This is a genomic window from Williamsia sp. Y721 (assembly GCF_059683565.1).
The window spans coordinates 1,068,334-1,094,054 of the sequence record NZ_JCASNH010000002.1; the positions used below are offsets into that span (position 1 = coordinate 1,068,334).

The following is a 25,721-nucleotide window of genomic DNA, read 5'->3' on the forward strand; positions in this document are numbered from 1 at the left end:
CGCAGGTGGGCGCTGCCAAAAGGGCACATCATCGGGGTGGGGGAGCGCTACCAGATGTGGACGCGCTCCGGCTCGGGGAGGTAGAGGGCGTCGTCGGTCTGGACATCGAAGGCTTCATAGAAGGCGTCGATGTTGCTGATCACACCGTTGCAGCGGAACTCCGGCGGTGAATGCGGATCGATGGACAGCCGGCGGATCGCCTCTGCGTCTCGAGTCTTGGTGCGCCACACCTGAGCCCACCCGTAGAACACGCGCTGCAGACCGGTGAGGCCGTCGATCTCGGGAGCCGGCTTTCCGTCCATTGCGATCTGGTAGGCAACCAGTGAAATGGACAGCCCGCCGAGGTCGCCGATGTTCTCGCCGATCGTGAACTCGCCGTTGACCTTGTATTTCTCGTCGAGGCCCTTGGGTGTGAAATGGCTGTACTGCTCGATGAGTTTCTTTGTGCGAGTGCCGAATTCGGCACGGTCGGCGTCGGTCCACCAGTCGATCAGGTTGCCATCACCGTCGTACTTGGCGCCCTGGTCATCGAAGCCGTGGCCGATCTCGTGGCCGATGACCGCGCCGATCCCGCCGTAGTTCGCCGCGTCGTCGGCCTCCGGGTCGAAGAACGGTGGCTGCAGGATCGCGGCCGGGAAGACGATCTCGTTCATGCCCGGGTTGTAATAGGCGTTGACAGTCTGCGGCGTCATGAACCACTCGTCGCGGTCCACCGGTTCGCCGATCTTGGCGAACTCCCGATCCTCTTCGAAAGCGCTTGCGCGGGCGATGTTTCCGAACAGGTCATCGCGCTCGATGGTCAGCGTCGAGTAGTCCCGCCAGGTGGCCGGATAGCCGATCTTTGGCGTGAACTTCTCGAGCTTGACGAGCGCCTTCTCGCGGGTCTGCGGGCTCATCCAGTCCAGATCGCTGATGTTACGGCGGTAGGCCTTCACCAGGTTCTCGATGAGCTCGTCCATCCGGGCCTTCGCCTGCGGTGGAAAGTGTTTGGCGACATACAGTTTGCCGACGGCGAAGCCGAGGCCCTGCTCGACCAGGCCCACACCGCGCTTCCAGCGGTCCCGGATGACCTCGGAGCCGGTGAGGGTCTTGCCGTAGAACGCGAAGTTCTCGGCCACGAATTCATCCGACAGGTACGGTGCGGCAGAATGCAGCAGCCGCCACTGTGCCCAGAGCTTCCAATCGGCCAGATCGCGCTCGGCGAAAAGCGCCGCGACACCGGAGATGAACGAGGGCTGCCCGACGACCACTTCGCCGAACGTTTCGGAGGCCGGGGTGCTCAGCCCAGCGGTCCAGGCGTCGAGATCGAAACCGTTTGCCTCGGACTTGAATTCGGCCAACGTCCGCAGGTTGTAGGTGAGGTCGGCGTCGCGTCGCCGGACGACATCCCAGTGCTGGGCCGCGATCGCCGTCTCGAGGTCGACGATGGTCGCGGCGGCAGCCTCGGGATCGTCGAAACCGGCCAGCTGCAACATCTTGGCCACATGCTCGCGGTACGCGGTGAGCGACTCGGCATGGTTCTCTTCGCGGTAATACGATTCGTCGGGCAAGCCGAGCCCGGACTGCGTGATGTGGATGAGATAGCGGTCGGACGCCTTGGCGTCGGTGTCGACGTAGTAGCCCAACAGGCCGCCGATGCCACGGCGCTGCTGCGCACCGATCAGGCGGGCGAGCTCGGTGCGATCGGCGGCGGCGGACAGTGCCGCGAGATCGGCCCGGATCGGTTCGATGCCGAGCGAGTTGATCCGTTCTTCGTCCATGAAGCTGGCGTACAGATCGCCGATCTTCTTGGCGTCACTGCCGGGCGCAGGCGAGGACTCGGCGCACTCGGTGATCAGGTCGCGGACGTTCTCCTCGGCACGATCACGGAGCACGTGGAATGCACCGTCCACGGCGCGGTCGTCGGGGATCACGTGGTCGCGCAACCACACGCCGTTCACATGTTCGAAAAGGTCGTCTTGGGGGCGCACGGAATCATCGACCCAGCGCAGGTCGATTCCGGACCGGGGATCCGGTGATTCGGTGGCGGCAGCGGTCTCGGTTGATGAAGTCACCAGACCATCCTGGCATCTTCGGACGAGTTCGTCAGCTGCCGTTGATCGCAGTCCCCTCGTCCTGATGTGCGGTGAGCAGCAGATGGTCGAATGCGCGACGGCTGTCGTCGCCGATCGGGACCGCGCCGACCACTGCATCGACGATGTTCTGGGCCAACGCGCGGAGTTTGGTGTTCGTTTGCTGGGAACGCCAGGTCAGCACTTCGAATGCCCGATCCTCCGAGATCCCGTAGGTCAGCATCAACATGCCTTTGGCCTGCTCGATCACCGCCCTGGACGCTGCGAAGTCCCTGACCGCGGCGTCCATCGTTTCTTTCAACTCTGTTTTATGTGATTCCGTAAGGTCCACATAGAATCCTTCGGTGCCGATCAGCTTTCCGGATGGGTCTGTCATCCGGTCGCCGATCACGAGCACGTGCCGAACCTGTCCGCTGCGGTCGATGATGCGATGTCGGCTGCTGAACGCCTTGCCTTCGAGAAGTTCTTCGACGACGTGCTCGACGCGTTGACGGTCTTCCGGGTGTTTGTGAGAAAGCAGCAACTCGGTGGTCGGGGTGACCTCGCCGGGGCCGTAACCGTGAATGGCGGCGACCTCGTCGGACCAGAACCACTGCTGCTGTTCGATGAGGAAGCGGAAGCTGCCCGCATGCTGAATGACACCCCCGAGCACTTGCCCAACCTGCTCGGCGCCGGTGTTGTCGCTCTCCATCACTTGCTCCCTCGTGACCAATAACAGTGGTTGTCAGCCACCTGACAATCGTCCAACGGACGGGACCATCTGGCAACGCGCCCGTGCACCCGAAGGCCAAGGATTATGTAACACGAAGCTGCGATTGCAGAAGACAATGGCCCGCCGCCTACCAGGTATGAACCTACCGGTAAAGGTTTGAACCTGGACCAAATCCAAAGCCGCGGTTGGCGGATTTGCTGAGCTAACGTGACGCGGTGTTCATGACAACCCTGGTGCGCCGCCTCTCGGTGGACCTCTGCCGCATCGGCTCGCAGAGCTGTTGTCCGTGAGTATCTTTCCGTAGGTCACCCGCTCGGGGCCCTTCGGTGTGAGCCGGAGGTCGATCGAACTTCCGTGGTACGCACCGTCGGGCTCGGCGCCGTCGTCTGGCGGTGACATCTTCTTCCTTCTCCACCAGCCACCAGGGGTTCGTAGTGTCCGTAGTTCCCGCCATCGAGAAGCCGTCGCAAACGGTCGGTTCGAATGGGCCATCTTCGCACCCTCGTGGGGCGCGGATCCGGCCGCTGCTGTCGCGGGTCGGATTGCCCATCGTCTCCCTGGTCGTGTTCGTGGCGCTCTGGCAACTCGTGGTCAGCCTGAAACTGTGGAACGAGACCCTGGTGCCGTCGCCGTCGGAGGTGTGGGACGCCTTTGTGAAGACCTCGACCACCAATGACGGGGTGCGGGGATACTCCGGCAAGTACCTGTGGGAGCACCTGCTGATCAGCCTGGAACGAATCGGCTACGGCATAGCCATCGGCATCGTGGTGGGAATCGCCTTCGGCCTGCTGATGGGCACCTTCGGCAAGGTTCGGGCGTTGTTCGAACCCTGGATCACGTTCCTGCGCACACTCCCGCCACTGGCCTATTTCTCCCTGTTGATCATCTGGCTCGGTATCAACGAGGAGCCCAAGATCACGCTGCTGGCGATCGCTGCCTTCCCGCCGGTCGCGGTGGCGACCACATCGGCTGTCCTGGCCGCACCGCAAAGTCTGGTCGAGGCCGCAAAAGCGCTGGGCGCGAGCAAGTTCGATGTCATCAAAGACGTGGTGGTGCCGTCGGCGTTGCCGGAGACGTTCACCGGTATCCGGCTCGCGGTCGGTGTTGCATACTCATCGCTCGTCGCGGCCGAACTCGTCAACGGACTCCCCGGTATCGGCGGGATGGTCAGGGACGCATCCAATTACAACAACACGCCGGTTGTTCTGGTCGGGATCATCGCCATCGGGGTCTCAGGGCTGATCATCGACGGCTTGCTCCAGCTCATCGAGCGCAAATCCGTCCCTTGGCGCGGCCGGGTCTGATCGTCACCACCTGCCTGCGCACTGCACTTCTTCCACAACGAAGTCCCACTAGAGAGAGAACCGCCCCCATGAGTCGCTTCCCTGTATCTGTTCGCCTGCGTCGGCCGTTGGTGACACTTGTCGCCGCGCTGTCGGCGCTGACCCTCACACTCGGTCTGGCCGGTTGTTCCGACGATGACAGCGATGGCGGCAAGACGATCACCATCGGTTATCAGTCGTTCCCCAGCGGTGACCTGATCGTGAAGAACCAGAAGTGGCTCGAAGAAGCCCTGCCGGACCACACCATCAAATGGACCAAGTTCGAGTCCGGTGCCACCATCAACCAGGCCTTCATCGCCAACTCGATCGACATCGGCGCCATCGGATCGAGCCCGGTCGCCCGTGGCCTGTCGGGAACTTCGCCGATCGAGTACAAGGTGGCGTTCGTGCTCGACGTCGCCGGCGACAACGAAGCACTCGTCGCGCGCGACGGGACCAATATCAACAGCGTTGCCGAGCTGAAGGGCAAAACCATCGGCACGGCGCTGGCGTCCACCGCTCACTACAGTCTGCTCGTCGCGCTGGAGCAGGCCGGACTGTCGGCCGACGACGTCAAGATCGTCGACCTGCAGCCCCAGGCCATCCTCGCAGCGTGGGAACGCGGCGACATCGATGCCGCCTACACCTGGTTGCCGACCCTCGATGAGCTTCGCAAGACCGGTAAGGACCTGGTCACGAGCCGGGCGATCGGCGAATCGGGTAATCCGACACTGGATCTGGGTGTGGTCTCGAACCAGCTGATCAGTGACAGCCCCGAGGTGGTCGACGCGTGGCGCAAGGTGCAGGCCCGCGCGCTGGACCTGATCAACACCGATCCCGCGGCCGCCGCGGAGTTCGTGGGCCAGGAACTCGGCATCAGCGCCGACGAGGCGCTCGGTCAGCTCAAGCAAGGCGTCTTCCTGACCCCAGCGCAGATCGCGTCGCCGCAGTGGCTGGGTACACCCGGAGCGGTTGGCAACCTCGCGAACAATCTGCTCAGCGCCGCGGAGTTCCTGTTGGCGCAGAAGCAGATCGTGAAGGCGCCGACCCTCGAAGAGCTTCAGCAGGCGATCTACGTGGAAGGCCTGCCTGGTGCCCTCGACCAGTGATGAATCGGCGGCACCGGCGATCCGGCTGGACAACGTCGAGCATCGGTATGGCACCGGTTCCGATGCGGTGACCGCGGTGGGACCGGTGTCGCTGGATGTGCCGGCCGGGGAGTTCCTGGTCCTGGTCGGGCCATCGGGATGTGGCAAGAGCACGTTGCTGCGACTGATCGCCGGCTTCGAACAACCCACCGGGGGTGTGGTCGACGTACTGGGCCGGGCCCCGATCCCTGGGGAATCGGCCGGTGTCGTGTTCCAGCAACCCCGGTTGTTCCCGTGGCGAACGGTCGGCGGGAACGTCGATCTGGCGTTGAAATATGCCGGTGTGTCGAAGGCCGAACGGACCACGCGTCGAGACGAACTGCTCGAGCGAGTGGGGCTGGAAGGCACTGCCCGGCGCCGGATCTGGGAGATCTCGGGAGGTCAGCAACAGCGGGTCGCGATCGCAAGGGCGCTCGCGGCGGAGAATCCGCTGTTCCTACTCGACGAGCCGTTCGCGGCTTTGGATGCGCTGACACGCGAGCGGTTGCAAGAAGACGTCCGGTCTGTCAGCGCGGACACCGGCCGGACGTCGGTGTTCGTGACCCACAGCGCCGAAGAGGCGGTGTTCCTGGGGTCGCGGATCGTGGTGCTGACCAAACGGCCGGGCAAGGTCGCCCTCGACCTGAGGGTGGATCTGCCGCGCGGCCGGGTGGACTTCGACGAACTGCGGAACTCGGGTGAGTACGGCGCGCTGCGTTCGGAGGTCAGTCACGCGGTGAAGGCCGCCGCGGTCATCGCCTAGTGTTCGACGGCTGGACCGCAGGGAATGTCCATGCGCCCGAAAGCACTTCGGCGTGGGGACGATAGAGGCGGACGAGGTAGTTCCAGCCCTCGGTGATCGGGATGGTGTTCGGGGCGTCGCCGCCGCCGAATCTCACGGTGGTGGCGCCATCCGGATTGCGCTGTGCGGTAACACTGTTCACATTGTTGACGCCGGCATCGTTGGGTTCGAAGTATCCGGCGGCGTTGTAGACCGACACCGACCAGAATGCGTCCACCGGTACGTCGCCGACGGTCAGTTCATAGTCGCCGACAGGCAGGCCGGGATCGACGTTGATGTAGAAGGCCTCGGTCTGGGGGAGTCCGCCCCAGCCCGAGGCGGTGCCGAGGAGATGATGCACCGGGTTCACGTCTTCGCGCCTGCCGAATGCTGCGCTGTAGTCGGCCATCCCGCGTGACAGTTCGAGCAGCGCTTCTCGCGTCGTCGTATAGGAGGCCTCGTCGACGGCGGTCGGCTCGAACGGGGTTGTCGCCTGGGTCTCGATCCGCAGTTGTTGCTGCAGGGTGTTGACGATGGCCACGTCATCGGCGTCGGCCGGATCCACCAGGGCGCGGACGCCGACAAGGACGTGATCGGTCCCGGCCTCGTCGCGGGTGAGCGAATAGGTTCCGGCGCCGTGCCAGACCGCGGGCAGGAAGTGGTCCTGGTTCACGACCATCGCCGACATGTAACGGCCCGCCGAATCTGGCAGGGTCAGGGAGAAGCCGTCCGATGCGTCCACAACACTCGCGCTGTACAGGGTGTCACGATTGAGCCGGATGATCGGCTGGTATTCGAGTGGCGTGGGCAGCAAGAAGTGAAGCCACTGGTTCACCCCGCCGGCATCGTGCGCCATCGCCGCGTACATCCGATCTGATTCGATCCGCGTGAAGTTGTCGACATTCACGAGTTCGTCCGCCACGCCGATTCCCTTCAGCCCTGCCGAGATCTGCCGATCAGATTGTGCCCCACCGGTGACGTTGCTGTCGGGTCATCCACCCAACGTCCGGTGCATCTCCCAGATGAGGACCTCGGTGGCGGTGATCGCCGTGAGTCGTTCGCCGCCACCGCCGGTGATCCGGACGGAGTCTCCGGGGTGGAGGTCGTCGGAGACGGCTTCGAGCCGGGCTGATCCGGAGGCGACGAATACATGACCCCAGGGGAGATCGGGCAAGGTAACCGATTGCCCGGCCTCGAGCCTGGCGACGTGGAAGGCGACCGAGCTGTTCGCGATCCGGATCGCCGAGTCATAGGCGGGCATTCCCGAGGCCACGGTCACCAGCGAACCGGACCGCAACTCGTCGGCGACGTCGCGTTGCTCGTAGCCGGGTTCGGTGTCGGGGTCGTCGGGCAGGACCCACATCTGGATGTAGTGCACGGGGTCGGCGCCGGTGTGTACCGGACGGCCGGCGCGGACCAGCCCACTGCGCCAGGTGTCGTTGCGCTCGGAATGTGTGACGCCGCTGCCCGCGCTCATCCGTTGTGCCAGACCCGGATAAATCACGCCGGAGTGGTCCATCGAATCCTGGTGGACCAGTGACCCCGACAGCACCCAGGTGACGATCTCCATGTTGCGATGAGGATGGGTGTCGAAGCCTTGCTGTGGCGCAACGGTTTCGTCGTTGTGCACCATCAGGACTCCGTGGTGGGTGTTGTCCGGATCGTAGTGGTCGCCGAAGGAAAATCCGTGCCGCGAATCGAGCCAGTCGAGAGCGGTGGAAGGTCGGTCGCCCGCGCGAAAAGGAAAATATCTGGAGCTCACCTTTCCAATACTCCACCCCCAATCCGCGATGGTGCAAAAATGGCAGAAGGCATCTGACACAGCCGGGATGCCAAGGATTAAGGGTAGTTACAGGATCGTGACGACCTCGTAAGCAAGTTGAAAACCACATTGGTGACGTTCACCCTGTTACAGGAGTGAAAATTGTGACTATGCGTCGTTCCCCCGGCCGCTTTGCGGCCACTTCCGTTTTAGCGCTTGTATGCGCGCTCGCCGTTGCTTCCTGTGGCAACTTCGGCGAGTCCACCGACACGGGAGCCGGGGCGATGCTGAGTGACTTTGCCAAGGCGATCGAAGACCAGGATCCGAGTGCAACCGCCCTGCTGACATCGTCGCCGGAATTGGCCATGAAGTCTTACGAGGCGACGTTCGACGGGATGGCCGCGGAGAAGGTCGACGTCGACGTTCAACGTGCCGAGGAATACGCCGACGGCACCGCCACCTTTGAGGTCGAGACCACCTGGACCCTCGGGGAGGATCGCGAGTTCAAGACGACCACGCAGGGTTCGGCCCGAAAGCTCACTCCCGGCTGGCGTGTGCAATGGGAACCGGGTCTGCTCACCGAGGACCTGCCGACCGGCGGCAGCCTGCGCCAAGTCCGCACCGATGCCACTCCGGCGCCTGCGGTCCTCGACCGTTTCGGCAAGCGGATGCTCACGCTGCAGACGATCAACAACGTCGTCCTCGACCCGGCCGCGACCGGTGATGTCGCAGGTTCCGTCACGAAGCTGGCGACGACGATCGAACCGCTGGCGCAACTGGTCACGCCGGAGGTCATCAACCGCCAGCTGGCCGACGCCGGTAACAAGCCGGTGACGGTTGTGTCGGTCCGGGAGTCGGACATGATCGCACTGGCCGGCGACCCGGCGTCGATCCCGGGGGTGACGATCAGCAAAGAACCCAAGCTGGTCCTGCTCGACCGGCGACTCGATTCACCCGTCTTCGACGGTGTGCGCGACTACTGGCAGGCAATTCTCGACGCCACCTCGGGCTGGGCAGTCCAGAGTGTCGCACCCGGACAGGCGCCGGTGCAGCTCGCCGGAGAGCAGGGACCACCCGGACCCGACGTGACCACGCACATCGATCCGAAGATCCAGCTCGATGCCCTCGACGCCGTGGTCGAGGTGGCGCAACCCGCCTCGATTCTGGTGGTGGATGCGAACACCGGACAGATCCGGGCGTCGATGCGCAACGACCAGGCCGAAGCCTCGGACATCAAGATCGACAAGAAGTACACCCCGGGCTCAACCCTTGGCCCGGTGGCCGACGTGATCAACCGGGCAGCCGGGTCCGATGACGCCAAGGCCAGGCAGCTGCTGGGCCCGCTGGGTCTTGGCGTCGACTTCACCGTTGCCGGTGTTCGCCCGGCGGGCACCGGTGATGAGCAGCCGACCGTCAAGCCGATGACGTTCCGGTCCGAGGATCTTCGGGTGTCGGCGTTGAACATGGCGACACTTGGTGTGGCCGTGGCCCGCACGAGCTCGGTGGCCCCGTCCGTCATCGCCGGTGTTCCCGGACAGGTCGAAGGCGGTGAACTCGGTGCCGTCGATCCCGAGGTTCTCGCTGCGGTCGAGGGCGCCATGAAGGCCACCGCCGCCGACGGCGATGCCAGTGACCTGGTGAATGCCCCTGGTCTACGAGCGCTGGTGGGAACCAATGGCCCCCAGGGCCCCGGCTGGTTTGTCGGGATCCAAGGTGACCGGGTGTTCGTCGTCTACTGCGAAGGCGAGCGGTCGGGTAGTGCCGCACTTGCTGTGGCGCAACGTTTCCTGACCCCGCGACCGCAGCCGCAGTAGAACCGCTTTCACAGCTCCAGATACCGCGGATTGGCGACCATAAGTCGATCGGTGACAGCGGTCCGCACCACCGCAACGATCCGCGGGTCCTGTGGGTTGGCCTCACCTGATCGGATCGCCAGTGCCAGCTCGGTCTCGGAGTCGAATCCCAGCTCTGCCAATGCGGCCCGTTGACGATCGAAAGGGGCAGGGCCGGCATGGAGTTCACGTTCGACGATGTCGAGGACGTTCGCGGCAACGCGGGCCTGAAATCGCGTTGCGTCCCCGGCGTCGTCCCCGGCCATCACGGAGGTGCGGAGGAACTCGGACACCGCGTTGACCAACTCGGCGGCGGTGGGACGCCCGTAAAGACCGGGTTGTGTTGTGGGATCGGGTGAATCGGGGATGGCGGCAGGACGGCCGAGCGCGAGCAGGATGTCGTGTTCCTGTTCGCAGACGCGCCTGCCGATGGCCGCGAGTTCAACCGACCGCTGCCTGCCGGACAGGTGCCTCTCGGCCATCTGCGCACAGACGATGCTCCACCAGACGGTGCGATAGAGCTGCCACCACCGCACCGCCTCGATGTCCGGTCGTGTTCCGGCGATTTCCGCGTAACCGTCGAGCAGTTCGTCGACGGTACCGAATCCACCGACCTCCGGTGCGGTTCCGAATCGCCAGCACTTGACCAGCAGCCAGCCGAGATCTTCTCGGGGGTCACCGATATGGGTGAGTTCCCAGTCCAGGACCGCCTCGAGCCCGGTGTCGGAGATGAGCAGGTTGCCGTTGCGGAAATCGCCATGCACCACAGTCTCCGGCACCGGATCCGGTTGGTACAGCGCCAGTGCGGCCAGTGCGATCTCGGTGACCGCCGACGGGGTGTCGAGGTCGAGGTACGACTGCCGCAGCTCGTCGAGTCCGCTGCGGACCCCGCTCTGCAGTGTCGGTACCGTCGACAGCGGGATCGAGTGGATACGGGCAAGGGTGCGGCCGAGTTCGGTGGCCATGCACGCGCGCGCCTGCGCGTAGCGCTCGTCGCGCAACAACTTTCGTGGAATCGTCTCACCGTCGATGTACTCGCAGACCAGGTAGGGCGCGCCGAGTGCTTCGGTGTCGTCGGAGAAGTCGATCACCCGGGGTACCGGGACACCGGCCTTCGCGGCGGCCGAGATCGCCTCGGATTCCCGGCTCATACCCAGTGGTCCATGTATGGCATCGGGTTGACGTCGCAAGATCAGTCGTTGCACATCCGTTCCGTGATGGCAGGTCAGCGACCAGGTCTGCATGTTGGCGCCTGCGGTCAGCCGGCGCAGATCCTCGACCCGAACGTCGTCGTCGAAGACGACACTGAGCCGGGCGGCGAGGAGATCACCGATATCGTTCTCCGACATCAGCTCTGGTTCACGGGTCGGTTGCGGCGCGGACCGGCATAGCCGAACAGGTAGCCCGCGATCTTGCGGATCTGTACCTCGTCGGAGCCCTCGGTGATCCGGTATCGGCGGTGGTGTCGATAGATGTGTTCGAAGGGCAGGTGCCGGGTGTAACCCATGCCGCCGTGGACCTGGATGGCCTGGTCTGCGGCGTCGCAGACGAGCCGGTTGGCGCGATAGTTGCACATGGACACGCGGTCGCTGATCTCCGTATGCGGGGTACGGTCCATCTCCCATGCGGTCTTGCGGACCAGTCCGCGGACCATCTCGGCCTCGGTGTGCAGCTCGACCAGGGGGAACTGGATCGCCTGTCGGCTCGACAGTGGAGCCCCGAAAGTGATCCTTTCCCTGGCGTATTCGACGCTACGGTCGATGCAGTACTGGGCCGCCCCGACCCCCGAGGCCGCCTGCCGGATCCTGTTCTCGTGCACAAACGTCTGCGCGACGGCGAGCCCTTCGCCTTCTTCGCCGAAAATCGCCGACTCCGGTACCTCGACGTCGGTGATGGTGACCTCGGCGTGGTCGGTGGGCATGTTGAACGTCCACCACTGGAAGTCGACTGAGAATCCGGGGGTGGCGGTGGGTACGAAGAACGCGGTGATCCCCCGTGCGTCGCCGTCTTTGCCCGATGTCCGAGCGAACACCACGTCGTGGGTGGCATTGTGCATACCAGAGTTGAAGCGCTTGCCGCCGTTGATGATCCAGGAGTCGCCGACCTGGTGGGCGGTGGTTTCCATCCAGGTGGCGTCACTGCCGTGATCGGGTTCGGTCAGCCCGAAGCCGATCCGGGCCTCGCCGCGGATCATCGGCTCGAGGAACTCGTCCTGCTGCTCTTTGGTGCCATGGCCGAGCAGCATGTGCGCAAACGGGAAATTGCCCACGATCGACGATTCGTTCTGCAGGTCGTTGTGTAGTCCGAGTCCCTTGTGCGCCAGGTGTTCGCGGATCACCGCCATGTCGAAGTTGCTGCCACCGCGGCCGCCGATCTCGGTGGGTAGTGCATACCGCAGCCAGCCGGCCTCGTCGGCGAGGCGGCGCATCTGACCGAGCAGATCTTCCCACTCGGGACGTGGCACACCACCACCATCGAAATCGGTGCGCGCCCACTCGCGACGGTGGTCGAAGAAGCGGATGTTGTCGTCGGCCTCCTGGAGTGGCCGGATCTGCGTGTTGATGAAGTCGTCGATCTCGCGCAGGGTGGTGGTGATCGCCTCGGGTACGGCATAGTCCATGGTTGGATCCTTCCCGTTGACGGCTCCGGTGAACAATTGTTCACCAGCGACCGTAGCGGGTTTCGAGGTTCGCCCGCAGACGATTTCGGGAGACGACGGGATTCTGCGCGGGAGTGTTCACCACACTGAACCCGATGGCGGCGTCACAGTTCGGTGGGCTACCGCGGGTCGGTCGTCAAGCGGGTATGGCCTGGTCGATGAGGACCGCGGCGGCGGCGCGAGCGTGGTGTGCGACTTCGGGATCACCGCAGATCGCTGACATCGCCTGGGCCCCTTCGGCAAGGATGGTGAGTTGGACGCCGAGTGATCCGCCGCCTCCGGCCCGCGCGACGAGATCTGACATGAGTTGTTGGAATGCCTGCTTGTGCTCGCGGGCCGCGGCGGCAACGGCCGGTAACGTCGCACCGAGTTCACCGAAGGCGTTGATGAAACCGCATCCCCGGTAGTCGTCCTGGCCGAACCAGTCGAACAAGAAGTCGTAGATCGCAAGGATCTTTTCGCGGGGAGTCGGAACCTGGTCGGTTGCCCGGGCAACGCCGGACTCCCACATCTTCCGGCGATGATCGAGGACCGCGAGCACCACATCGTCCTTGGACGGGAAGGTGGCGTAGAGCCGTTTCAGTGAGACCTCGGCTTCCGCCCGGATCTGCGCCATCGTCACAGCCTGGATCCCATGGCTGTAGAAGAGCCGGTCCGCGGCTTCGACGATCTGCTCGCGGGACTCTGCAATGTCTTTCATCGGTACCGCCTTGCGTGGAGAACGAATATTCTCTACAGTAGCAACAACGCCGGAGAATATGCATTCTCCATTGGGCGTGAGCTCCAAACCGACTGTCCCGCTTCGACCCTGCTCGTCTCACCGAAACGCTGAAAGGCGATGACATGCCGTACATCACTGTTGGAACCGAGAACACCACGAACATCGACCTCTACTACGAAGATCACGGCACCGGGCAGCCGGTTGTGCTGATCCACGGGTTTCCCCTCGACGGGCACTCCTGGGAGAAGCAGAGTGCTGCGCTGCTCGACGCCGGATACCGGGTGATCACCTACGATCGTCGCGGCTTCGGGCAGTCGAGCCAGCCGACCGTCGGATACGACTACGACACGTTCGCCTCGGACCTGAACACCGTCTTGGAAACGCTTGACGTCAAAGATGCTGTGCTGGTGGGATTCTCGATGGGTACCGGGGAGGTTGCCCGCTACATCGGCAGTTATGGTTCGGGACGGGTCGCCAAGGCCGCGTTCTTGGCTTCGCTCGAGCCCTACCTACTCAAGACCGACGACAATCCCGACGGGGCCGCTCCGCGTGAGTTCTTCGAAGACATCGTCGCGTCCATCAAGAAGGACCGTTACGCCTACTTCACCGAGTTCTACGCCGGCTTCTACAACACCGAGGAGTTCCTCGGTACCCGGTTGAGCGAGGAAGCGCTGCGAAACAGCTGGAATGTCGCCGCCGGATCAGGGGCCTTCGCATCGGCTGCTGCGCCGTTGACGTGGTTCACCGATTTCCGCGAGGACATCCCGAAAATCGACGTGCCAACGCTGATCGTCCACGGCACCGCAGACAACATCCTGCCGATCGACGCCACCGGACGTCCGTTCTCGCGGCTGTTGCCCGAGGCGGAGTATGTCGAGATCGAGGGTGCGCCCCACGGTCTGCTGTGGACGCATGCGGATGAGATCAACGCCGTGTTGCTGAAGTTCCTGGCGCGCTGAAGGAGTTCGGACGGCGGGTCGGGTCGGGCCGGTGCATCGGCCCGACCCGACCTGTCAGCGATATTTCTCGCTGAGGTATTGCTCAAATGTCTTCTGTCCGAACGGCGTTCCGGGAACCAGGTTTTCGCCTGCGGCAACTGCTCTGAAGAGTTTTCCGGGAAGCCGCAGTGGTACTGCAGGTCGGCGGGAACCGCGGGCGTCCTTCCATGCGGCGTGTAGATCGGCGGCAGTCCGTTTCTCCGGTCCGCCGATGTCATCGACCCGGCCTGACGGCGTTTCGGCGGCGAGGTCTACCAGCCGCGCCGCGACGTCGTGCGGGTCGATCGGCTGAAACCGGATCGACGGGGTGATCAGCGCCGGCATGAAGCGCTGGGCGTTGAACAGGCGCTCGACGAACGGGTGGAACTGGGTGGAGCGCTGCAACGTCAACGGCACGCCGGAATCCAGTGCCAGCGCTTCGATCTCGAGACGCTGCCGATAGAAGCCCATGGGGATCTTGTCGATACCGACGATCGACAGCAGCACCACGTGCCGGACCCGAGCGTTCGCTGCGGCGGTCAAGAGATTCTCGGCGATCTGAATGTCTTTGGCGCCGTTGGTTGTCGCCAGATGGATGACGGTGTCGACATCCGACATCGCAGTGGCGATGCCGGTGCCGCTCAGGAGGTCTCCGGTGGCCAGTCCCGGCCCGCTCCGGCGGCTCAGCGCCCGGACATCGTGGCCCTCGGCCCGTAATTTTGCGGTGGTGGGGGTTCCGATCGTCCCGGTGGCCCCGGTGATCAAATAGGTCGTCATCGTTCGATCCTCTCGCCGACTGCGTTGCCAGGTGATAGTTGAGACCGAAGACGGACCGCGTATGTGACGAGAATAGGGTCGAAGTGATGCAGGACACGGCATTGATCGCATTCGAGAAGCTCCGCCCACGACTGTTCGGTGTCGCCTACCGGATGATGGGGTCGGTCACCGAAGCCGATGACGTGCTGCAGGACGCCTGGTTGCGATGGCAGGGGACCGATCAGGATTCGGTGCGCAGTCCGGAGGCGTTCCTCACCACGACGGTCACCCGACTGTCGCTCAATGCACTGACATCCGCACGAGCGACCCGCGAAACCTACGTCGGCTCGTGGCTTCCCGAACCGGTCTCGACCGCCGACGACCCGACTCTCGGCGCCGAACGGGCCGAGGCACTCGAACTTGCAGTGGTGATGTTGCTCGAGCGGCTCGAACCCGCCGAGCGGGCGGCCTATGTGCTCCGAGAAGCCTTCGACTACCCATACCGGAAGATCGGGGAGGTGCTGGCGGTCAGCGAGGCGGGCGCCCGTCAGCTCGCGCATCGGGCCCGCAGCCATATCGGGCGGGAGCGCGCAACCGAGATCGATCCGGGTGAACGACATCGCATCATGACGGCATTTGCCGCCGCAGCGACCTCTGGAGACCTCACCGCACTCGAATCGGTGTTGACCCGAGATGTCATCTCGGTCAGTGACGGCGGTGGCGTTGTCAGTGCGGCCAGGGTGCCGGTGGTCGGCCGTGCCAAGGTCGCCAGGTTTGTGCTGGGGACGATCGCGAAGTTCGGAGCGGGTTCACGCCCGATGCTGGTGGAGGTGAACGGAAACCCGGCAGTCCTGACGGTGCGTGACGGTGCGCCGGACACGCTGCTGGCGTTCGAGGTCGGGCCCGAGGGAATCAGCAGATTGCTGTTCGTCCGCAATCCGCACAAGCTCGAACGGTTGCGGACGCTGATCCGGTGAGAACGAGGCCCGGAATCGGTGTGAAGCCGCCGATTCAGGCGGTGACGGACCGGCGGATCATCCTGATCCGGACACCGCGCCATCCGAGCAGGAAGATGCCGAGCACGATGGTGGCGACGATGATGAAGCTCAGCGCCACACCCTGATGGAACTGCTGACGTAACAGCATGCCGATGGCCACCGCCCCGATCCAGACCAGGACCCCGTCCGGGAACAGGCGTTCGGGCCGGAAATCGTAGGTGTGACCGTGGTCGGAACGCATGTGTGCGTAGAGGTAGGCCAGCGACCAGCCGATCGCAGCACCGAGTGCAAATGGCCATGCGGTGCTGAAGACGCCCTGGACCGAGAGTCCTTCATCATGATTCATCCGGCCGATGAAGGCGAAGACAACCACCGCCAAGAGATCTGCAAAGGCGGTGAACAATCGGCGCATACCCGCCACGTTAGCGGTCACGCGGTCCGTTCAGCGAACCGCGTCGGGCGGCGTATCGCCCTTATCGGAGCTCTCGCCTTCTGGCGACGCCGACTTGTTGCGGCCGAGTTCTGCATCTATCTCGGCCTCGATCACTTCTTCGACCTCGTCGGGACTCTCCAGGGAGCGGTACGTGGTGCGGAACTTCACGAAGATCACCACCCAGCCGACCAGCGACACCAGCAGATAACTGATCATCCGGTACACCAACACAGCGGTCACCGCCTCGCCGGCGCCCATGCCCGCCGAGGTGAGTGCGGGCACCAGGACCCCGTCCACCACGCCCAGGCCCCCGGGGAGCAACGGGATGGCGGTACCAACGGCCTTCGACGCGGCATATGCCACCATCAGCCCGGAGATACTCGGCTGACCTCCCACGGCGTAACAGGCAAACGCCAGACAGGCCACGTCGGCAACCCAGTTGAACAGCGACCAACCGAAGGCTGTGCTCGTTTCCTTGGGTTTGAGCTGGACGGCCTTCAACTGTCGCAGGATCTCCTGCCAGCGCTCGACGCCGTGGTCGGCAGCTTTGTCGCGTGTGTTGTTGATCCAGCGAAGGAGTGTGACACCGAGGCCCTCGATCGAGTGCGGGTGGCGGGCGATGTACTGGGCCACGACCGCAAAGGCCAGGAAGCCGCTGATCGAGAAGATGATCGAAAACGGGCTGGTCTGGGCTCCGGCGAGCAGCGCGCCACCGAGGCCGAGGACGGCGAGCCCGACGCCCATGAGCAGCCCGGACATCACCACCTGCCAGGAGGCGACCACTGGAGAGGCGCCCCACCTACGGGTTTCGCGGTAGGTGAAGGCGGGGGAGAGGACCTGACCGCCGGGCATGGTCTGGCTCAGCGAGTTCGCGGCCAGTACCACCGACAGTGACTGCCACTGCTTGATCTTGAGGCCTGCCGATCGCAGCAAAGCGCGCTGAACCTGGGCGAAACTGTCCATCGACAGCATGGCGGCCAGAATGCACAGCGCAACCCACTCCCACTCGATCTCGTCGAGGTGGAACCAGGTCTCTTTGAGCTTGGGCCAGACCAGATAGGCCTCGACGCCCAGGATCACCAAAACGAGTGCGAGTGTCAGCCATCGCACCCACCAAAAGCGGCGGCGGGTCCTGTTCGTCGCCGTCATGGTCTGCAGCCTATCGGTCCAGAGTGTCCGACTTGGTGACCAGGAGGCATGAAGTTCTCAACTGACACTCAGGCGGACGGTGTTGTCCAGCGCGCACCGGGCACGTTCAGTCTAATGTTGCGCTGGTGAGCGAGGCGAAAAACTTGAGTAGTAGTGACGTAGTCGATAGTCACCCGGCCGACCGCCTCAATGTGCACCCCGTTGTCCGCGCAGCGGCCGAATGGGCCTGGCGGCTGTTGGCAATCGCGGCCGGGCTGTTCGTGCTGTCGATGGTCGTCTCGGAATACGAAGAGGTGTTCGTTCCGATCGGCCTTGCCGTGTTGGGTACTGCGTTCCTTGTCCCGGTGGTCGATTGGCTGAACCGTCGCGGCATCCCACGCGCGCTCGCGGTTCTCGGGACGTTGCTCGTGGCCATCGGATTGCTCGTCGGGATCATGGCCTTTGTCGTCGAGCAGTTCATCGACGGGCTTCCGGAACTGACCGAGCAGATCACCAAAACCATCAACGAGAGCCGCGGTTGGCTGGTCGACGGACCACTCAATCTCGCTGAAGATCAGATCGCGCATCTCGGCGACGATGCGATCAAGGTTGTCAAAGACAACCAGGACAAGGTGACCTCGGGCGCGTTGTCGACCGCCACCACGGTAGGTGAGATCGTCACCGGCGCATTCCTGATGCTCTTCTTGATGATCTTCTTCCTCTACGGCGGTGGTCAGATCTGGCGTTTTCTGACTTTGGCAGTACCGGTGAAGTCTCGCGAAAAGGTCTGGGAGGCCGGGCAAAACGGGTTTGGTTCACTGGTCGGATATGTGCGCGCAACCGTGGTTGTCGCGGCAACGGACGCGATCGCGATCGGCGCTGGACTCGCAATCCTGCAGGTTCCCTTGGCATTACCGCTGGCCTCACTTGTGTTCATCGGCGCATTCATCCCGATCGTGGGTGCGCTGGCGACCGGCGGCCTCGCGGTGCTGGTCACCCTGGTCACGCAGGGTTGGGTTGCCGCCTTGATCGCACTCGCTGTGGTGGTTGGCGTGATGCAACTGGAAGGTCATGTGCTGCAGCCGTTCTTGCTCGGACGGTCCGTGCGGCTGCACCCGGTGGCAGTGGTGCTCGGTATCGCCGCGGGACTGATCACGGCGGGCATCGTCGGTGGTCTGCTGGCCGTTCCGGTCATCGCATTCGTGAACACCGCGGTTCGCACGTTGGTGGCGAAATCGCATCTGGTCGAATCCGATCCAGATCTTGCAGAGTTCGCCACCGTCACCGGCGGCGGACACGATCGGATGTACGAGGCTGCTCCGGACAAGCCGAAGTGGGACGAAATCGATGCCAGCGCCTCTGATCCGATACCGGACAACAACCAGGACCACACCGGCGATCCCAGCTGAGGGTGACCGTGACCCGATCATCGAGTGCGCCCCTGCGGTCATCCGGCACCGACGACGATCCGGTGGCGCCGCTGTGGCGTGGTGCGCAGGTCTTTCGTCTCCTGAGTTACCTCTACGCCTTGGGCTTTCAGCTCGCTGTCCGCGATGATTACGAACGTGTGGGTTGGAGCTGGTTCTGTTTCGCCCTGCTGACGCTGTGGACGGGTGCCAGCACCATTCTCTATTTGAAGGGGCCTGGGCGCCGCTGGTTCTGGGTCATCACCGACCTGGTGGTGGCCTGCGGGCTGATCGCCATGACCCGATGGCTGGCATCGGCGCAGTGGGCCGCGGACAACCAGTCCTTTCCGACGACGTTGTGGGCGACGAATGCTGTTGTCTCCGCGGCGATCCTGGGTGGTCCGGTGGTGGGCGCGGTCTTCGGGCTGGCGGTCCGGGTGGCCAGTGCGGTGGCCAAGGGTGGTTACGATCTGAACGTCGGCCGCGACGCGACCGTGGTTGTGCTGTTGGCGGTGGGTGTGGGGGTTGGGCTGGCCGCCAACTCGGCCCGTCGCAATCATGTGCGGATCACCGGCGCCCTGCGTCTGGCTGCGGCGGCCTCGGAACGGGATCGCCTCAGCAGGCAGGTGCACGACGGGGTACTGCAGGTCTTGGCCTTGATCAGCAGGCGGGGAGCCGAGATCGGCGGAGAGACAGCCCGGCTCGCGCAGATGGCAGGCGAACAGGAGCGCTCGCTGCGCCGACTGATCGCCGACATCGAACCGCCCCTGCCCGACCAGCAGACGGCCGAAGTGGATCTGCGCATGCTGCTACGCCCCCACGCCGATGACCTGGTGACGGTCAGCGAACCGGGGGAGGCGGTGCTGCTGGACCACTTTCGGGCGATGGAAATCGAAGCCGCGGTCGTCAACGCGCTCGACAACGTACGGTTACACGCCGGGCCGAAGGCGCGTACGTACGTCCTCGTCGAAGATCTCGGTGACGAGGTCGTGGTGAGTATCCGTGACGACGGCCCCGGCATCGAGGACGGTCGGCTGCGTGAGGCCGTCGCGCAGGGCCGAATGGGTGTGTCGCGGTCGATCGTGGAACGGATCGAGGCACTCGGCGGTACCGCAAAACTCGACACCGGTCCCGGTGAGGGAACGGAATGGGAACTCACGGTGTCAAAGCAGACGGGTTCCGGGAAGCCGGATTTCGACAAGAGCGCGGGCAACAAGAATGAGGGGCGGATCTGATGGCCGATGTGGGAGATCCGGGAGTTCTGCGGGTGATGGTGGTCGACGACCATCCGATGTGGCGCGACGGTGTTGCACGCGACCTGGCCGATGCCGGGTTCGACGTCGTGGCTGTCGCCGACAGCGTGGCCGCTGCGATCGCACGCGGGCGGGCGGTTAGACCGGACGTGGTGCTGATGGACATGCAGCTGCCCGACGGTAACGGGGCGCAGGCCACCGCAGAAATCCTCGAGACCTCGCCCCACACCCGGGTGTTGGTGCTCTCGGCGTCGGACGAGCGCGACGACGTACTCGAGGCGGTCAAGGCGGGCGCCAGCGGTTACCTGGTCAAGAGCGCGTCGAAGGAAGAACTCTTGGAGGCGGTGAGGTCGACGGCAGCGGGGCAGGCGGTGTTCACCCCGGGTCTGGCCGGCCTGGTGCTCGGCGAGTATCGGCGCATTGCCCGCGACCCCGATCGGGCCATCGACGCGCCTGCGCTCACCGACCGCGAAACCGAGGTGTTGCGGTATGTCGCAAAAGGGCTCAGCGCCAAGCAGATAGCCTCGAAACTCACGCTGAGTCACCGCACCGTGGAGAACCATGTCCAGGCGACACTGCGCAAGCTGCAGCTGGGCAATCGGGTCGAGTTGACCCGCTACGCCATCGAACACGGTCTCGACACCGAACCGGGGTGAGTCGACTCGCGGTTGTTCCCCTCGCGATAAGTCCCCCCGCGGTAAGTCCCTAGGTGAAGTGAGTAGTGCTACTCATCCGCGAGGACGCCCGTCCCGCGACGATCGATACATGACCCAACCGAACGAAGCTGTCATCAGCCGGCTGTCCACTGAGTTCCACTCATTGTCGAATCAGTTTGCTCGTGTGTCGGGCGATCTGAACGAACTGCACACTGTGCTCACGCAGCTCAAAGAGCACCCAGTGCCGCCACCGCACACCACCCCTCAGCCGACTCCGCAGCCACCTCGGCCACAGCTGCAGCCGGTCCCGCCGTTTGCGGCACAGTTTCCGCCGATGCCTGCGCCGACTGTGCCGCCACAGGCCCGGCAACCGCATCCGATGGGGCCCGCGGCGCATGGATATGGCGCACCTCAGGCCCCGAAGCCCCAGCAGGCCCCGAAACCTCAGCAGGCCCCGACACCCCAGCACGCACCGCACGGTCCCTACCCATCCCAGTACGGTGCCGCTGCGCCTCGTCGGGCCGGACCTCCTCCACCGTCCAAACCGACACTGTGGCAGCGGATGACCGCCGAATCCGGGGGCGGTCTGATCGGCAAGATCCTCGCTGTCGCAGGTGTCACGGTGACACTGATCGGCGTTGTGATGATGCTGGTACTGGCCGCGCAGGCCGGCATCCTGCGGCCGGAGATCAGGGTCGCAGCCGGTGGCGCGCTGGCGATCGCGCTCATTGTGATCGCGATTCGGATGGCCGAGCGTCCTGGTGGTCGGGTCGGTGCAATCGCCCTGTCCGCCACGGGTATTGCGGCCGCTTACCTCGATGTTGTTGCGGTCACCCGGATCTACGATTGGCTACCCGACTACGGCGGCCTCGTGCTTGCCGGCCTGGTCACGTTCGCCGGTCTGTTGTTGGCCCGTCGTTGGGATTCCGAGCATCTGGGGCTGCTGGTACTCGTGCCGGTCTTTGTCCTCGCTCCGGTGCTCACCGCCGGACCGTCGCTGCTGCTGGTCGGATTCATGCTGGCCATGGCAATCGGATCGTTCCCGATCCAGCTCGGAAGAGACTGGATCTGGTTGCACGGGGTGCGGGTCACCGCAAGCACGTTCGTGTTGCTCGCCTGGGTTGCGGCAAGCGTCGTCGGTGACGACACGCACTTGGTACTCGGGGCCGTCGCAATGGCTGTCAACGCCGCGTTCGGTGTCATCACGTCGGTGGTCCTGGTGCGCGGCACCAGACTTCCGTCGCTGACGGCGCTGCTCGGCTGTGCAACGGTTCTTCCGGTCCTGTTGTCGCCCATGGTGTTCGACCGTCCGGTCGCCGCGGGCCTGATCTGGGGTGTGGCGGCACTGTTGCTCGCGGTGGCGCTGATTGATCGTGGGCAGCAGAACACCATCCGGTACATCTACGTGACAAGTGCTGCACTGGTAGCGGTCATCGGAGTGGTGGTGGCCTTCGAAGGGCCGGTGATCGCGCCGGTGTTGCTCGCGATGTCGATCGTGATCGCCATGGCCGCTCGACGCGATCTGGTCGGTCGGGTGATCGCCACGACGATCGGGGTTCTCGGAGGTGTCAACTATCTGGCCATCTCGCCGCCGGAGCAACTGTTCGAACCTTCTGAATTGGCTGTGTCCGACGCCCTTTCGGTGATCGTGGCCAGCGTCTTGGTGGTCGCGGCCATCGGAACCCTGATGTGGTCGTGGTACCAGGCGTCCGAACGCCATTCGCCGGAGAATGTTCAGATCTTCGGGATCCTCGGCGCGCTGGCCTCGCTGTACGCCGTGACCGCATTGACGGTGAGCGCCGGCGTCGCTCTCGGTGGACCCGCCGGAGGATTCCTCGGCGGCCACGTCGCCGCAACCATCTGCTGGATGATGGTCGCGGCCGGGCTTCTGGTCACGTCGATCTCGATTGCGAAGGGCCGCAGGATGTTCGGTGGTATCAGTCGAAACATTGTTGTCGGGGCCGGGTTGCTGTTGACCGCGGCAGCAGTGACAAAGTTGTTCCTCTTCGATCTGGCGACGCTGAACGGGATCTTCCGGGTCACCGTGTTCATCGTGGTAGGCCTGATCCTGCTGGCGCTGGGTTCCGGATACGCCCGAGCTCTGGGGCAGGGTGCGACCTCTGCGGGCGATCAGCCCCGCAACCCTGTAGGTGCGCAACACTGATCCTGCGGAATCCGTGAATCCACCCGTTCCAGCCCAAACCACACGTTGCATCATGTGGATGTGGTTGGAGCGGGTGGGGTTTTGTGGTCAGAAGGCCCCCTGCGAACGCCCGGAGAAGCGACTAGCTTCGAGAAGGTGACTGCCGACCCAGTGTGGACCGACAAGGGGCTTGACCGCCTCGTGTTCTTCACCGATGCCGTCCTGGCCATCGCGATCACCCTCGTGGTGCTACCTCTCGTCGACGAAGTGCGCGACCTCGACGGGGCGTCGGTCGCAGACTTTCTCGCCGACAACCATTCCCGGCTCATCGCCGCCGCCGTGAGCTTCGCGGTGATCGGTGCTTTCTGGCGGGATCACCACCGTTTGTTCGAACGCGCGACCGGATACACGCCGTTGCTCCTGCGGGTGAACCTGATGTGGCTGGCGGGTGTGGTGAACATACCGCTGGCCACCGTTCTCTATGTGTCCGCGTCCTCGGGTGATCGGGGGGCGATTGCCTACTACCTCGGCACGGTTGCGTTCACGATGATCATGACGCGCGTCGAAGAGATGATCCTGGCGCGTGCCGGATTGCTGACAGGCCCAGGTGTCACCGCAAGTCAGATCTTGTCGAAAGTGTTGCCCGTCATCGTGATTCTCCTGGCGATGGGAGTCGCGATCGCGATCCCGCGCCTCGGGCTGTGGCCGGTCCTGAGCCTGATCGCCGCCGGGCCGATCACCAGGCTCTCCGACAAACTGCTCGGCACGAGGGATCGCTCTGCCCCGGTGGAGGATACCGGTCAGCGCGCGTAAGCCCGCAAGAATGCATCGAGGCCGGAAGTCACTGCGCGCGTGAAGTCGTCGTCGCTGATCGGGGTCGTCCCCAGTCGGCTCATCTCGGGTAGTTCGGCGCTGATGAGGGCAAGGAATTGCCGGGCGGCAAGGTCAGGGTCGGGGACGGACAGGTGGCCGGCCTCGCCGAGCCGGGCGAGCTTGTCCGCCAGTAAGGCGAGCACCGGCGCGGCGGCATTGTCGAGAACGTATTGATAAACCGACGGGTCTCGGCCGACCGCCGCGTGCAGCTGTCGGTTGAGTGAGATGGAACAGCGGCTGCGCTGGCATTCGGCCAATTGGAGGGCGGCCCTTGTCAGGACCTGCCGCCACTGCCTGCAATCGGGATCGATCTCGTGGACGGCTTCGGTGGCCCGGACGTTCAGTACCTGGGCGGTGAAGGCGATGTGATCACGAAACAGCTGTTCTTTGCTGCCGAAATGGTTGTAGATCGTCGGCTTCGATACCCCTGATTTGGCCGCAACCGCGTCGATGCTGGTGCGCTCGTATCCCTCGATGTCGAAGATCTCACCCGCAGCTCGCAGGATGGCCTCACGTTTGTCTGGGCGCAGCCGCCGGGCCGCGGACTGCTCGCCGGTGACCTGCGTGGATGTCATGGTTCCAGATTCTACCTGCACCGAACTCTTGACTACACTAAACGGTGTAGTTTAGTTTGGCAGGCATGACCGTCAACGTGGAGAAGCCTGAGGTCGGGACGCCTGAAAAGGCTCCGATGCTGATCATCGGTTTGTTGGCGCTCGCCGCCTTCATGGCCGTACTCGACGGTTCCGCCGTGACCACCCTTCTCGACCAGTTCGGCGAGTCTTTTGATGCACCGATGACGTCGGTGGTGTGGGTCGTCTCGGGCTACCTGCTGGCGGCCGCGCTGGTGCTGCCCATCTCGGGCTGGCTGCTGGAAAGAATCGGCGGGCGAAAGCTGATCGTCGGTGCGCTGATGCTCTTTGTTGCCGGTTCGGTGTTGACCACAGCGGCCTGGTCGATCGAGAGCCTGATCGCGTTCCGGGTGATCCAGGGTTTCGGCGGTGGGCTCCTCGAACCCACGTCGCTGAGCCTGGCGGCGGCGGTTGCCGGCAAGGAACGCATGGGCAAGGTGATGGGCTTGCTCTCGCTGGTGATCAATTTTGCGCCCATTGCGGGCCCGCTGCTCGGTGGCTTCCTGAGTGATCCGGACACCTGGCACTGGATCTTCTGGATCAACGTACCGATCGGTGCCGTGATCCTGGTGGGTGCGGTCACGCTGCTTCCGAAACGGGTTCCCGGGGACGTGGGCGCCGCCGGCCGACCCGATATCCGTGGCCTGTTGCTGTTGTCTCCGGGCTTTGCCGCCCTGCTCCTGGCGGTAGAGCAGTCGGGGAGCGGATCGCCCTGGCGGATAATGGTTCCCGCGCTTGTGGGGGTCGTCCTGCTGGCCGGTTACGTGTGGCACGCGCTTCGTACACCCAAGCCGGTGATCGACCTCCGGATGCTCACCCGATCGCGCGGCTACGCGGCGAGTCTCGGTGTGATGGCCATGGTGGGCTTCATCATGTATTCGCAATTGGTGATGTTGCCACAGTTGGCCCGCAGCGAGTTCGGGCGAGACGGGGCGATGGCTGGAATCATCGTCGCGTCCCTTGGCGTCGGACTGTTGTTCGGCATGAGTGTCTCCGGCGCACTGAGCGATCGGATCGGCCCGCGCCCGCTGGTGTTCGCCGGTGGTGTGCTCACGGCGGCGCTGATGCTGTTGGTGGCGTTGACCATCGACGTGATCGCGCTTCCGGTGTTGCTGGTTCTGTACGTGCTGATCGGCGTGACCTTCGGATCGGTTGCCTCACCGACCTTCTCCAACGTCTACCGGGTGGTTCCGGGAAGCGCGGTGCCGCAGGCCACCACGTCGCTGTTCATCACGGTCCAGCTGACTGCGGCCACCGGTGCGACCCTGATGGGGTTGTTGCTGTCGGAGTCGTCGACCAACTGGGCCTTGAACTTCGGTGTCCTCGCAGCTGTTGCGGGCACTGCCGGGTTGATCGGGTTACTGCTGCCGAAACGACTGTCGCAGTAGGGAATCTCGCCACAGAAGTCGGGAGAAGCGTCGCAAAACCTGAGACAGGCCGACCGTTTGATGAACGGCCGGCCTGTCTCTGGGTTTCGA

General features: G+C 64.1%; 23 protein-coding genes. 12 read left to right on the forward strand and 11 right to left on the reverse strand.

The genetic code is table 11. The annotated features are described in order from the left end of the window. Positions 1–47: 47 nt before the first annotated feature. Together AC56PL_RS13795 and AC56PL_RS13800 are read right to left on the reverse strand one after the other, a co-directional pair. Positions 48–2,054, reverse strand: a complete 2,007-nt coding sequence (locus tag AC56PL_RS13795) for a M13 family metallopeptidase (RefSeq protein ID WP_497154170.1) — start codon at positions 2,052–2,054, stop codon at positions 48–50. A gap of 31 nt (positions 2,055–2,085) precedes the next feature. After that, positions 2,086–2,763 (reverse strand): ANTAR domain-containing protein, encoded by a 678-nt coding sequence (locus AC56PL_RS13800; protein WP_495514233.1) that lies wholly within the window; start codon positions 2,761–2,763, stop codon positions 2,086–2,088. A 455-nt stretch (positions 2,764–3,218) separates the two neighbouring features. On the opposite strand from AC56PL_RS13800, the gene AC56PL_RS13805 reads away from it, so the two are divergent. The 3 genes from AC56PL_RS13805 to AC56PL_RS13815 all read left to right on the forward strand — a co-directional run bounded on the left by AC56PL_RS13805 (position 3,219) and on the right by AC56PL_RS13815 (position 5,996). Further along, complete coding sequence (locus AC56PL_RS13805) at positions 3,219–4,088, forward strand: ABC transporter permease (RefSeq protein ID WP_497154171.1); 870 nt, start codon at positions 3,219–3,221, stop codon at positions 4,086–4,088. 68 nt (positions 4,089–4,156) lie between these two features. Further along, entirely contained in the window at positions 4,157–5,215 is a 1,059-nt protein-coding gene (locus AC56PL_RS13810; RefSeq protein ID WP_497154172.1) for a taurine ABC transporter substrate-binding protein, read from the forward strand. Then, positions 5,199–5,996, forward strand: coding sequence for an ABC transporter ATP-binding protein (locus tag AC56PL_RS13815; RefSeq protein WP_497154173.1), 798 nt, complete (start codon positions 5,199–5,201; stop codon positions 5,994–5,996). Before AC56PL_RS13810 ends, AC56PL_RS13815 begins: the two co-directional genes overlap by 17 nt. Here AC56PL_RS13815 and AC56PL_RS13820 read toward each other — a convergent pair. After that, positions 5,986–6,936, reverse strand: a complete 951-nt coding sequence (locus AC56PL_RS13820) for a DUF1214 domain-containing protein (protein ID WP_497154174.1) — start codon at positions 6,934–6,936, stop codon at positions 5,986–5,988. The two genes, AC56PL_RS13815 and AC56PL_RS13820, sit on opposite strands and share 11 nt — an antisense overlap. Positions 6,937–7,005: 69 nt before the next feature. Then, the gene (locus AC56PL_RS13825; RefSeq protein WP_497154175.1) at positions 7,006–7,776 is read right to left on the reverse strand and encodes a pirin family protein; all 771 of its coding nucleotides are present in this window, start codon (positions 7,774–7,776) and stop codon (positions 7,006–7,008) included. A 284-nt stretch (positions 7,777–8,060) separates the two neighbouring features. Between AC56PL_RS13825 and AC56PL_RS13830 the strand changes: the two genes are divergently transcribed. Beyond that, positions 8,061–9,590, forward strand: coding sequence for an NTF2-like N-terminal transpeptidase domain-containing protein (locus AC56PL_RS13830; RefSeq protein ID WP_497154176.1), 1,530 nt, complete (start codon positions 8,061–8,063; stop codon positions 9,588–9,590). Positions 9,591–9,598: 8 nt separating this feature from the next. Here AC56PL_RS13830 and AC56PL_RS13835 read toward each other — a convergent pair whose 3' ends face one another. The 3 genes from AC56PL_RS13835 to AC56PL_RS13845 form a co-directional block, all read right to left on the reverse strand. Then, positions 9,599–10,957, reverse strand: coding sequence for a phosphotransferase (locus AC56PL_RS13835; RefSeq protein WP_495514240.1), 1,359 nt, complete (start codon positions 10,955–10,957; stop codon positions 9,599–9,601). Beyond that, entirely contained in the window at positions 10,957–12,228 is a 1,272-nt protein-coding gene (locus AC56PL_RS13840) for an acyl-CoA dehydrogenase family protein (protein ID WP_497154177.1), read from the reverse strand. Before AC56PL_RS13840 ends, AC56PL_RS13835 begins: the two co-directional genes overlap by 1 nt. 175 nt (positions 12,229–12,403) lie before the next feature. Further along, a complete protein-coding gene (locus tag AC56PL_RS13845; RefSeq protein ID WP_497154178.1) occupies positions 12,404–12,967 on the reverse strand; it encodes a TetR/AcrR family transcriptional regulator in 564 nt (187 codons plus the stop codon). A gap of 143 nt (positions 12,968–13,110) precedes the next feature. Between AC56PL_RS13845 and AC56PL_RS13850 the strand changes: the two genes are divergently transcribed. Continuing rightward, positions 13,111–13,947, forward strand: a complete 837-nt coding sequence (locus AC56PL_RS13850; RefSeq protein ID WP_497154179.1) for an alpha/beta fold hydrolase — start codon at positions 13,111–13,113, stop codon at positions 13,945–13,947. A gap of 54 nt (positions 13,948–14,001) precedes the next feature. Here the strand turns inward: AC56PL_RS13850 and AC56PL_RS13855 are convergent, their stop codons facing one another. Then, the gene (locus AC56PL_RS13855) at positions 14,002–14,742 is read right to left on the reverse strand and encodes an SDR family oxidoreductase (protein WP_497154180.1); all 741 of its coding nucleotides are present in this window, start codon (positions 14,740–14,742) and stop codon (positions 14,002–14,004) included. An 86-nt stretch (positions 14,743–14,828) separates the two neighbouring features. Here AC56PL_RS13855 and AC56PL_RS13860 point away from each other — a divergent pair, with 86 nt between their 5' ends. Beyond that, positions 14,829–15,698 carry an RNA polymerase sigma-70 factor gene (locus AC56PL_RS13860; protein WP_497154181.1) on the forward strand — a complete coding sequence of 290 codons (870 nt, stop codon included), beginning with the start codon at positions 14,829–14,831 and terminating at the stop codon, positions 15,696–15,698. Between the two features lie 34 nt (positions 15,699–15,732). On the opposite strand, the gene AC56PL_RS13865 is transcribed toward AC56PL_RS13860, so the two are convergent. Both AC56PL_RS13865 and AC56PL_RS13870 read right to left on the reverse strand, forming a co-directional pair. Continuing rightward, positions 15,733–16,152 (reverse strand): DUF3054 family protein, encoded by a 420-nt coding sequence (locus tag AC56PL_RS13865; protein WP_495514246.1) that lies wholly within the window; start codon positions 16,150–16,152, stop codon positions 15,733–15,735. 9 nt (positions 16,153–16,161) lie between these two features. Next, complete coding sequence (locus AC56PL_RS13870; RefSeq protein ID WP_495514247.1) at positions 16,162–17,301, reverse strand: flippase-like domain-containing protein; 1,140 nt, start codon at positions 17,299–17,301, stop codon at positions 16,162–16,164. Positions 17,302–17,426: 125 nt separating this feature from the next. Here AC56PL_RS13870 and AC56PL_RS13875 point away from each other — a divergent pair, with 125 nt between their 5' ends. The 5 genes from AC56PL_RS13875 to AC56PL_RS13895 all read left to right on the forward strand — a co-directional run bounded on the left by AC56PL_RS13875 (position 17,427) and on the right by AC56PL_RS13895 (position 23,551). Further along, positions 17,427–18,689: an AI-2E family transporter gene (locus tag AC56PL_RS13875; RefSeq protein ID WP_497154182.1), complete on the forward strand. Its 1,263-nt coding sequence runs from the start codon at positions 17,427–17,429 to the stop codon at positions 18,687–18,689. 8 nt (positions 18,690–18,697) lie between these two features. Further along, positions 18,698–19,921 (forward strand): MacS family sensor histidine kinase, encoded by a 1,224-nt coding sequence (gene macS / locus AC56PL_RS13880; RefSeq protein WP_495514249.1) that lies wholly within the window; start codon positions 18,698–18,700, stop codon positions 19,919–19,921. Further along, positions 19,921–20,595: a response regulator gene (locus AC56PL_RS13885; protein ID WP_495514250.1), complete on the forward strand. Its 675-nt coding sequence runs from the start codon at positions 19,921–19,923 to the stop codon at positions 20,593–20,595. The genes macS and AC56PL_RS13885 overlap by 1 nt, the downstream gene beginning before the upstream one ends. Positions 20,596–20,929: 334 nt before the next feature. Next, positions 20,930–22,759, forward strand: coding sequence for a DUF2339 domain-containing protein (locus tag AC56PL_RS13890; protein ID WP_497154183.1), 1,830 nt, complete (start codon positions 20,930–20,932; stop codon positions 22,757–22,759). A gap of 135 nt (positions 22,760–22,894) precedes the next feature. Then, complete coding sequence (locus AC56PL_RS13895) at positions 22,895–23,551, forward strand: TMEM175 family protein (protein WP_497154184.1); 657 nt, start codon at positions 22,895–22,897, stop codon at positions 23,549–23,551. Here the strand turns inward: AC56PL_RS13895 and AC56PL_RS13900 are convergent. Continuing rightward, positions 23,539–24,186: a TetR/AcrR family transcriptional regulator gene (locus tag AC56PL_RS13900; protein ID WP_497154185.1), complete on the reverse strand. Its 648-nt coding sequence runs from the start codon at positions 24,184–24,186 to the stop codon at positions 23,539–23,541. The two genes, AC56PL_RS13895 and AC56PL_RS13900, sit on opposite strands and share 13 nt — an antisense overlap. A gap of 65 nt (positions 24,187–24,251) precedes the next feature. Here AC56PL_RS13900 and AC56PL_RS13905 point away from each other — a divergent pair, with 65 nt between their 5' ends. Then, positions 24,252–25,631 (forward strand): DHA2 family efflux MFS transporter permease subunit, encoded by a 1,380-nt coding sequence (locus AC56PL_RS13905; RefSeq protein ID WP_497154186.1) that lies wholly within the window; start codon positions 24,252–24,254, stop codon positions 25,629–25,631. The last annotated feature ends 90 nt before the right edge of the window (positions 25,632–25,721 follow it).

Coding starts and splice junctions, on each gene's coding strand:
- AC56PL_RS13860 (WP_497154181.1), top strand. CDS start 14,829: ATGCAGGACACGGCATTGATCGCATTCGAGAAGCTCCGCCCACGACTG.
- AC56PL_RS13835 (WP_495514240.1), bottom strand. CDS start 10,957: ATGTCGGAGAACGATATCGGTGATCTCCTCGCCGCCCGGCTCAGTGTC.
- AC56PL_RS13850 (WP_497154179.1), top strand. CDS start 13,111: ATGCCGTACATCACTGTTGGAACCGAGAACACCACGAACATCGACCTC.
- AC56PL_RS13830 (WP_497154176.1), top strand. CDS start 8,061: ATGCTGAGTGACTTTGCCAAGGCGATCGAAGACCAGGATCCGAGTGCA.
- AC56PL_RS13840 (WP_497154177.1), bottom strand. CDS start 12,228: ATGGACTATGCCGTACCCGAGGCGATCACCACCACCCTGCGCGAGATC.
- AC56PL_RS13885 (WP_495514250.1), top strand. CDS start 19,921: ATGGCCGATGTGGGAGATCCGGGAGTTCTGCGGGTGATGGTGGTCGAC.
- AC56PL_RS13900 (WP_497154185.1), bottom strand. CDS start 24,186: ATGACATCCACGCAGGTCACCGGCGAGCAGTCCGCGGCCCGGCGGCTG.
- AC56PL_RS13870 (WP_495514247.1), bottom strand. CDS start 17,301: ATGACGGCGACGAACAGGACCCGCCGCCGCTTTTGGTGGGTGCGATGG.
- AC56PL_RS13800 (WP_495514233.1), bottom strand. CDS start 2,763: ATGGAGAGCGACAACACCGGCGCCGAGCAGGTTGGGCAAGTGCTCGGG.
- AC56PL_RS13810 (WP_497154172.1), top strand. CDS start 4,157: ATGAGTCGCTTCCCTGTATCTGTTCGCCTGCGTCGGCCGTTGGTGACA.
- AC56PL_RS13855 (WP_497154180.1), bottom strand. CDS start 14,742: ATGACGACCTATTTGATCACCGGGGCCACCGGGACGATCGGAACCCCC.
- AC56PL_RS13890 (WP_497154183.1), top strand. CDS start 20,930: ATGCCTGCGCCGACTGTGCCGCCACAGGCCCGGCAACCGCATCCGATG.
- AC56PL_RS13905 (WP_497154186.1), top strand. CDS start 24,252: ATGACCGTCAACGTGGAGAAGCCTGAGGTCGGGACGCCTGAAAAGGCT.
- AC56PL_RS13845 (WP_497154178.1), bottom strand. CDS start 12,967: ATGAAAGACATTGCAGAGTCCCGCGAGCAGATCGTCGAAGCCGCGGAC.